The organism is Candidatus Symbiopectobacterium sp., from assembly GCF_020054415.1.
Lineage (GTDB): Bacteria > Pseudomonadota > Gammaproteobacteria > Enterobacterales > Enterobacteriaceae > Symbiopectobacterium.
The window spans coordinates 1-6,907 of sequence record NZ_JAHWCO010000400.1 but is presented as its reverse complement, the minus strand read 5'-3'; the positions used below and the strand labels follow the sequence as shown (position 1 = coordinate 6,907).

Annotated in this window: 7 protein-coding genes and 2 pseudogenes; 6 read left to right on the top strand and 3 right to left on the bottom strand. The window is 52.9% G+C overall.

Features of this window, described 5'->3' with window-relative positions; all coding sequences use genetic code 11:
- Positions 1-393 (bottom strand): transposase (locus QZ506_RS11840; RefSeq protein ID WP_291971277.1); only part of this gene is annotated, 393 nt, incomplete at its 3' end.
- A gap of 575 nt (positions 394-968) precedes the next feature.
- Here QZ506_RS11840 and nudE point away from each other — a divergent pair.
- The gene (gene nudE, locus QZ506_RS11835) at positions 969-1,565 is read left to right on the top strand and encodes an ADP compounds hydrolase NudE (protein ID WP_291971275.1); all 597 of its coding nucleotides are present in this window, start codon (positions 969-971) and stop codon (positions 1,563-1,565) included.
- A 69-nt stretch (positions 1,566-1,634) separates the two neighbouring features.
- Here the strand turns inward: nudE and mrcA are convergent, their stop codons facing one another.
- Positions 1,635-4,184, bottom strand: coding sequence for a peptidoglycan glycosyltransferase/peptidoglycan DD-transpeptidase MrcA (mrcA, locus tag QZ506_RS11830; RefSeq protein ID WP_291971273.1), 2,550 nt, complete (start codon positions 4,182-4,184; stop codon positions 1,635-1,637).
- A gap of 153 nt (positions 4,185-4,337) precedes the next feature.
- On the opposite strand from mrcA, the gene pilM reads away from it, so the two are divergent.
- From pilM to QZ506_RS11810, 4 genes and pseudogenes are all read left to right on the top strand, one after another.
- Positions 4,338-5,189, top strand: coding sequence for a pilus assembly protein PilM (gene pilM, locus QZ506_RS11825; protein ID WP_291971279.1), 852 nt, complete (start codon positions 4,338-4,340; stop codon positions 5,187-5,189).
- Positions 5,189-5,782: a PilN domain-containing protein gene (locus QZ506_RS11820; protein ID WP_291971271.1), complete on the top strand. Its 594-nt coding sequence runs from the start codon at positions 5,189-5,191 to the stop codon at positions 5,780-5,782. Before pilM ends, QZ506_RS11820 begins: the two co-directional genes overlap by 1 nt.
- Positions 5,775-6,014 (top strand): hypothetical protein, encoded by a 240-nt coding sequence (locus tag QZ506_RS11815; RefSeq protein ID WP_291971269.1) that lies wholly within the window; start codon positions 5,775-5,777, stop codon positions 6,012-6,014. The genes QZ506_RS11820 and QZ506_RS11815 overlap by 8 nt, the downstream gene beginning before the upstream one ends.
- Before the next feature lie 118 nt (positions 6,015-6,132).
- Positions 6,133-6,537, top strand: a pseudogene (locus tag QZ506_RS11810) (type IV pilus secretin PilQ); the annotation flags it as partial.
- On the opposite strand, the gene QZ506_RS11805 reads toward QZ506_RS11810, so the two are convergent.
- Positions 6,516-6,677: a hypothetical protein gene (locus QZ506_RS11805; protein ID WP_291971281.1), complete on the bottom strand. Its 162-nt coding sequence runs from the start codon at positions 6,675-6,677 to the stop codon at positions 6,516-6,518. The pseudogene QZ506_RS11810 and the gene QZ506_RS11805 sit on opposite strands and share 22 nt — an antisense overlap.
- Between QZ506_RS11805 and QZ506_RS11800 the strand changes: the two are divergent.
- A pseudogene (locus tag QZ506_RS11800) lies at positions 6,597-6,907 on the top strand (IS1 family transposase); the annotation flags it as partial. The gene QZ506_RS11805 and the pseudogene QZ506_RS11800 overlap by 81 nt on opposite strands.

Sequence of the window (6,907 nt, the reverse complement as noted above, 5' to 3'; positions counted from 1 at the left end):
GCCTTCGCCAAAGACATTCAGGCCAGTTCCATCAATGACCATATGTGAGATTTCACCACTGGTTGTAGTTTTTATGATGATGTTCAATTTATTTGCTCGCTTGCTGATCAGCGAATAGTCTGGACAATGCAGCGACAATTTAATCAGTTTAAGAATCGAGTCAACAAAGCCCTGTAACGCCCTCAATGAAAGGCCAAGCACGCGTTTCATCATCAGGAATGTGGTGATGGCCATATCTGAGTAGTGGAGCGGTCGTCCACGCCGTTCAGTAGTGTTTTTTTCCGTCCATGCAGCAATGGCTGATTCATCTAGCCATAAGGTTAGAGAACCGCGCTGCTTGAGGGCCTTGTTATAAGAGGGCCAGTTGGTGATTTTAAAATTTTGTTTTGCCATGGAGACCTGATTTTGAAACAACTGTGGTGATCTGCTCCGATGATTACCCAAAAGTTCTATTTATTCCACAAAGCCCCTCCGATGACGATAAGACAGGCAAACAATAGGGATAAAAGAATAACTATTGTGCTCATGCCATCCTCATTCCAACGCTGATAATTCGGATACTAGCAAACTTATCCCGAGAGTGATAATCCGTATGTCATTGTTAATCAGCTTGAATCACTCATTAACGCAATAAATTTTTCCTATATTTCTCCGATCCTACCAAGAGAAAATCAGAAGAAAACATGGGGAAAATCTGAATTTATTGTGATGTGTTGACTTTTATTTTTTTCGGGGAAAAGCCGTAATGTTTGTTATTTGTTGCGATTACGTAAATTGAGTCTTTTCAGAGTTGCGGTAAGATGGCCTGTTAACGCACAATGTGAGCAATATCAAAAAAGAAAATTAACGTTTTTTTTGCATTCTGCGGCGTTCCCGTTACGGAAAAAGAGGTGCCGATTCCTCGCCTTTTTTTGACGGACATCAGTTTTTTTGTTGTCGCAGGAATGCCTCGTAGGGCGAATATATTTATGGATAATAATCTGAAAAAACCGAAAATTCTGAACGTGGAGACGGTGGCTCGCTCGCGCCTGTTTAACGTGGAATCGGTTGATCTTGAGTTCAGCAACGGCGTACGCCGCGTGTATGAACGGATGCGCCCTTCGGGGCGAGAAGCGGTGATGATTGTGCCGATTATCGACAATCAACTGGTGCTGGTGCGCGAGTACGCCGTCGGTATCGAGCAGTATGAATTGGGGTTCCCCAAAGGGCTCATCGATCCGGGGGAAACCGTTTTTGAAGCGGCGAATCGTGAATTGATGGAAGAAGCGGGATTCGGCGCACACCAGATGTCGCTGCTGGCGACGCTGACGTTGGCGCCTTCCTATTTCTCCAGCCGCATGAATATCGTGGTTGCGCGTGACCTTTATCCGCAGACGCGAGAAGGGGATGAGCCTGAGCCGCTGATTCCAGTGCGCTGGCCATTGGATAATTTGCTGGGCCTGTTGCGGGAGCCTGATTTTCGCGAAGCGCGTAACGTCAGTGCGCTGTTTTTAACGCGAGAGTGGTTGGCAGGACAGACACCTTCATCGTCCCCGGCCTGGGCCGGGGAACGCTTGCAGAAATAATCCGTTTGATTTGTAAGCGATTCCCGCCTGCGCGGGAATGACGGGAAGGTGCTCGTCCGTGGCGAAGCGTTAAAACAGCTCTTCGCTCTGACCGTTTTCCATCAAGGTGGTGCCTGCCTCGTGGACTTCAAACTCCGCAGGCTGTGTGCCATCGATAAAATATTCCGCACGGCTGTTGCTACCGCCGCTGGAGAGTTTACCGGTGTAGCGATCGATGGTGACGGTAACGACGCCCGGCGGCGGCGTCAGCGGCTGCTCTGCCACGCCTTGCAAAGCGACTTTCATATAGTCATCCCACGCGGGTTGGGCGCTCTTTGCGCCGCCCTCATAACCCGATATCTGATCTTTAATTGCACCAGAAACCGTGCTGCGGCCCAGATCGCGGCGATGGTCATCAAAGCCAATCCACACAGAGGTGACAAGGTTGGGTCCGTAGCCGGAGAACCAGGCATCTTTGGAACCGTTGGTGGTGCCGGTTTTGCCGCCGATGTCATGGCGCTGCAAATCTTTACCAGCACGCCAGCCTGTTCCCATCCAGCCGGGTTCGCCAAAGACGTTACTGTTGAGTGCACTCTTCATCAGAAACGACAACGGCGTACTGATGACATGCGGTGCATACGGCAGCGTACTTACCTGCGCTTCGGTTGGCGTGACGGCATCAATCTGTGGTTGAGGCACAGTGCCCTGCTGCTCTTGAGAAGTGGCGACGTTCTCCATGCTGTCCGTTGAGAGTACGGCTGAGCGCGGTGTTTCACCATAAACCAGCGGCAGATTGCAGGTGTCGCACATGGTTTTTGGCGTTGCGTTGAACAGCGTGTTACCAGCGTCATTCTCGATACGGGAAATGAAGTAAGGGTCAACCAGGTAACCCCCGTTGGCCATCACGGCATAGCCTCTGACTACCTGGAGCGGCGTGAAGGAGGCAGCACCCAGCGCCAGCGATTCGGTACGCACAATGTTTTTCTGCGGGAAACCGAAACGCTGTAGGTAATCAGCTGCATAATCAACGCCCATGGCACGCATCGTGCGCACCATCACCACGTTTTTAGACTGACCCAGCCCTTGACGTAAGCGAATCGGACCGTCGTAGGTTGCCGGAGAGTTCTTCGGACTCCAGTCTGAGCCAGCGCCCGCATCCCAACGGGTGATCGGTACGTCGTTAAGGATGGTAGCCAGCGTCAGCCCCTTATCCATAGCGGCGGTGTAGAGGAACGGTTTGATATTGGAACCAATCTGACGCAGCGCCTGTGTGGCGCGGTTGAACTTGCTCTGATTGAAATCAAAGCCGCCCACCAGCGCTTCAATGGCACCGTTGGTCGGGTTCATGGACACCAGCGCGGAGTTGACGTCCGGCGCTTGTCCCAGCCACCAGTCGTTGCCCACTTTACGCACCCACACCTGCTGGCCGGTTTGCACCACATCGGTGACGCGGCGCGGCGTCACCCCTTGCAGTACGTCGGATTTAAATGGACGCGCCCATTTCATACCGGCCGATGGCAGCACAACGCTGCTGCCATCGGCCATCAGCGCGGTGGCTTTGTCGGCATCGCTTTGGGTAATAACCGCGGGATTTAACGGACCGTAGTTAGGCGTGTTTTTCAGTTCATTGATAATGCGCGTTTGATCCCAGGCGCTTTCACCCACTTTCCACAGCACTTTTTCCGGGCCGCGATAACCGTGGCGCATATCATAGGCCATAACGTTACTGCGTAGCGCCTCTTCTGCTGCGAGCTGACGTTTTTTGGTGATGGTGGTGTAGACCTTGTAGCCATCGTTATAGGCGTCTTCACCGTAGCGTTTCACCATCTCCTGACGCACCATTTCGGCCAGATATGACGCGGAGAAGGCAATCTCCGGTGCGTGGTAGTCGGCCACCAGCTTCTCACTACGCGCCTGATCGTACTGGGCCTGCGTGATGTAATTTTCATCGCGCATACGGGCCAGCACCACATTGCGGCGCGCCACGGCGCGATCGTAGGAGTAGAGCGGGTTAAAGGTGGACGGTGCTTTAGGTAAACCGGCGATGGTGGCCATTTGGCTCAGCGTCAGTTGGTCAACTGAGCGGCCGAAGTAGACGTGCGCAGCAGCACCCACCCCGTAGGCGCGATATCCGAGATAAATCTTGTTGAAATAAAGCTCCAGGATCTCGTCTTTGGTCAGCAACTGTTCAATGCGGATCGCCAAAAACACTTCTTTGATCTTACGGATCAACGTGCGTTCAGGGCTCAAAAAGAAGTTGCGCGCCAACTGCTGCGTGATGGTACTCGCCCCCTGCGATGCGTGCCCGGAGGTCAACGCAATAGTGGCGGCGCGCACAATCCCTACCGGATCGACACCGTGATGCTCGTAGAAGCGGCTGTCTTCGGTAGCGATAAATGCGTGGACCATTTCAGGCGGAATCTGACCCAACTTCAGCGGAATGCGACGCTTCTCACCGAACTGGGCAATCAGCTCACCGTCGGCGCTGAGCACCTGCATTGGCGTTTGTAACCGGACATCTTTCAACGTTGCTACATCGGGCAACTGAGGCTCGATATAACGATATAGCCCATATATAGACGCGGCTCCAAGCAGAATGCAAGTCACTGCAAGGATGAATAAATACTTTACGAACTTCACCGGGAATTTTCCATTCAGTAGCGTGTGGACAGTTTCTAAACAATTGCCCGCTAGTATAAAGGTAAGCCTGCACTGTGGATACGTTCTTTTATTCAGCACACGTTTTCAGCAACGCGTGCCCTTCTCAACGACGAGGGAGAGGTCGCATTGAACATGGCTTATCACCATTGGCAGGTCGGATTATATATACAAAACGGATGTCTGTGTGCCCTAGCAGTACAGCGCCGCCGCCATGGCTGGCTACTGCGTCAGTGGTGGCAAATCCCACTGCCTGCGGACACATTAAGGGAGGGGAGTTTACAGCATTCCGACGCGTTGTGCGATGTCCTGACGCAATGGTGGCGGATGCTACCGCGCCGAATATCGTTGCGCGTTGGCTTTCCGGCCAAGCGTGTGTTGCAGCAGCTTATGACGGCCCCTGACAGCCGTCTGCGGGAGCTAGATCGTGGCTGGTATATTGACCATCAGGCGGCGCGTATGTTTCCCATTGTTCGAGAATCGTTGGTGCTCGACTATCGCAGTGAGCCCCAGTCACCGGGGGCGTTACTGATCACCGCGGCCAAACGTGAAGAGGTGGCGCAGTGGCAACATTGCCTGCATCGTGCCGGACTAACTCCGGATGTGTTGGATATTGTGCCCTGCGCGTTTCGCACCATGGCCCAATTGGCGGGTGTGGCTTCTGATTCCCTGCTGTTGCACCGCCTTGATACCGATCACTGGCTGTGGGTTTCGCCGTTATCTCAGCCGCTGTCGTTTGGTGTTATCTCGCAAGACGTGGTGACACAGTGTGGAGATATCGTCACCTGTGTGAGCAATCACTACCTTGGTAAGCGCGGTGAAATCACGTATTACAGTGGAGAATGTGGCGAGGACATTTCGTTCTCTGTGCACCCGCTGGCATCGTGGTCGCCGTTTGACATTTTGCATCAAGCCTATCCGCCGCTGCCGCTTAACCCGTCCCAGTTTGTGGTGGCGGGTGGTTTGGCCCTGCGGACGGACGATTAATGCACACCTTTCGCGTCAATCTGTTGCCATGGCGTCAACGCCGATGGGTACGAGATACTCGCCGTTGGTGGCTGTGGCTGCTGTTTTTCCTGGGGAGCTTGTTGATCGCGCTGGCGGTGTACCGTGGGGTGCTTGACCAACAACGTGGCGCGATGGAGGAAACGCTGCGCACGTTGCAACAAAAGCATCTCGCCGACAGCGCACAACGGCGTGAGGTAGAACGGTTGATGGTCGCCCTGCAACAGTGGTACGCGCAGCAGCAGGCAGAAAACAACACCCGAGTGCTTAACCGGGGTTATGAACAGCCGTTAACGCAACTGGTGCAGTGGGTGCCTGATGGGCTGTGGCTTACTGCCATCACCGTGCAGGATGGCAAGGTATATCTGACGTGCAGAAGCCATGAGTATGCTGATATCGTGCACTTCAGCTCCCGATTCGCAACCGAAACAGCGCTGACGTCAGCACGTCTGGTGCAAACACGGCAGGAAATAATGGCGTCACCCAAGGGGGACGTGCCGGTATTGACGTTTCACCTTCAGGCGAATTGGCGCGTTGAGCGCCTTTCTTTGCAGGACGAGCCCCATGATGAGTAGTGTGCGCTCTCTGTGGCTGAGGTTTATGGCAACCTCACAATGGACGCAGTGGTTGGTGCAAGGTCTGGTGATGGGAATGCCAGCCGCGTTGAGATATTACACGGCGCTGCAACCGGAACGTGCTGCCGTGGAGCGCTTGCGACAACATCTTGCGCACTCGAGTGAGGCGAACGCTGCGCTGGTGCTGCGTTTGGATGATTTCCCTGCATTGGCGACGTTGCAACAACAGTGAGATACCTTGCCGGATAAACCAGTTCATCACGCGACGGTGGCGCTGACAGAGCGCCTGCTGCTGCCGCTCTCTGCATAGAATGCCGCATTAATATGTATTAGTCGCGACTAATACACTTAACGTTAACCTGCCGGTGGAATCGCCCGCGGGTCGCGTTGGATTCAATCTGGCGCGCTTGAGTGGCAGATTGCTCGATTTAGAATTGTCAGCGCTTGAGCATGAGAACCAGGTTGAAATTATCGCCAGCCCGCGTCTTTTTACTGCGCATAAGCAGATGGCCAGCATCAAGCAGGGTACGGAAATTCCCTATCAGGTATCCAGCGGCACCAGCGGTGCGACCGCCATCCAGTTTAAAGAAGCGGTATTGGGTATGAAAGTAACGCCTACGGTGCTGCGTGAGTGCAAAATTATCCTTAACATGAAAATCAGCCAAAACATGCCAGGGTTGGTGATTAAACAGAGCGACAATGGCGAAACACTCGCGATCGATAAACAAGAAATTCAAACCCAGGTTACTGTGTCGGTCGTGTATTCAATATGTTGATTGCAGTGTGAAATGTCAGGTTTTTGATGTGGAATACAGTGGCTAAAGTTGATGTAAGATGCCCGTTTTGTGAACAGATATCTCCTGTGAAAAAACACGGTTATGGCAAAAGTGGCCATAAGCGTTACCGTCGTCAGTCATGCAAACACGGATGGCTACAGGGCTTACAACGACGAACTTCCAAAAGTAAAACACATTGTTAGCAAGCTGTATACACAGCTTATTGAGCGTGCACATCTGACACTGCGTAACCGATTGCAACGGCTCAATCGCAAGACGCTCGGATATTCAAAATCATCCGAAATGCACGATAGGATCATCGGTACTTACATCGAACGCGAGTACTACG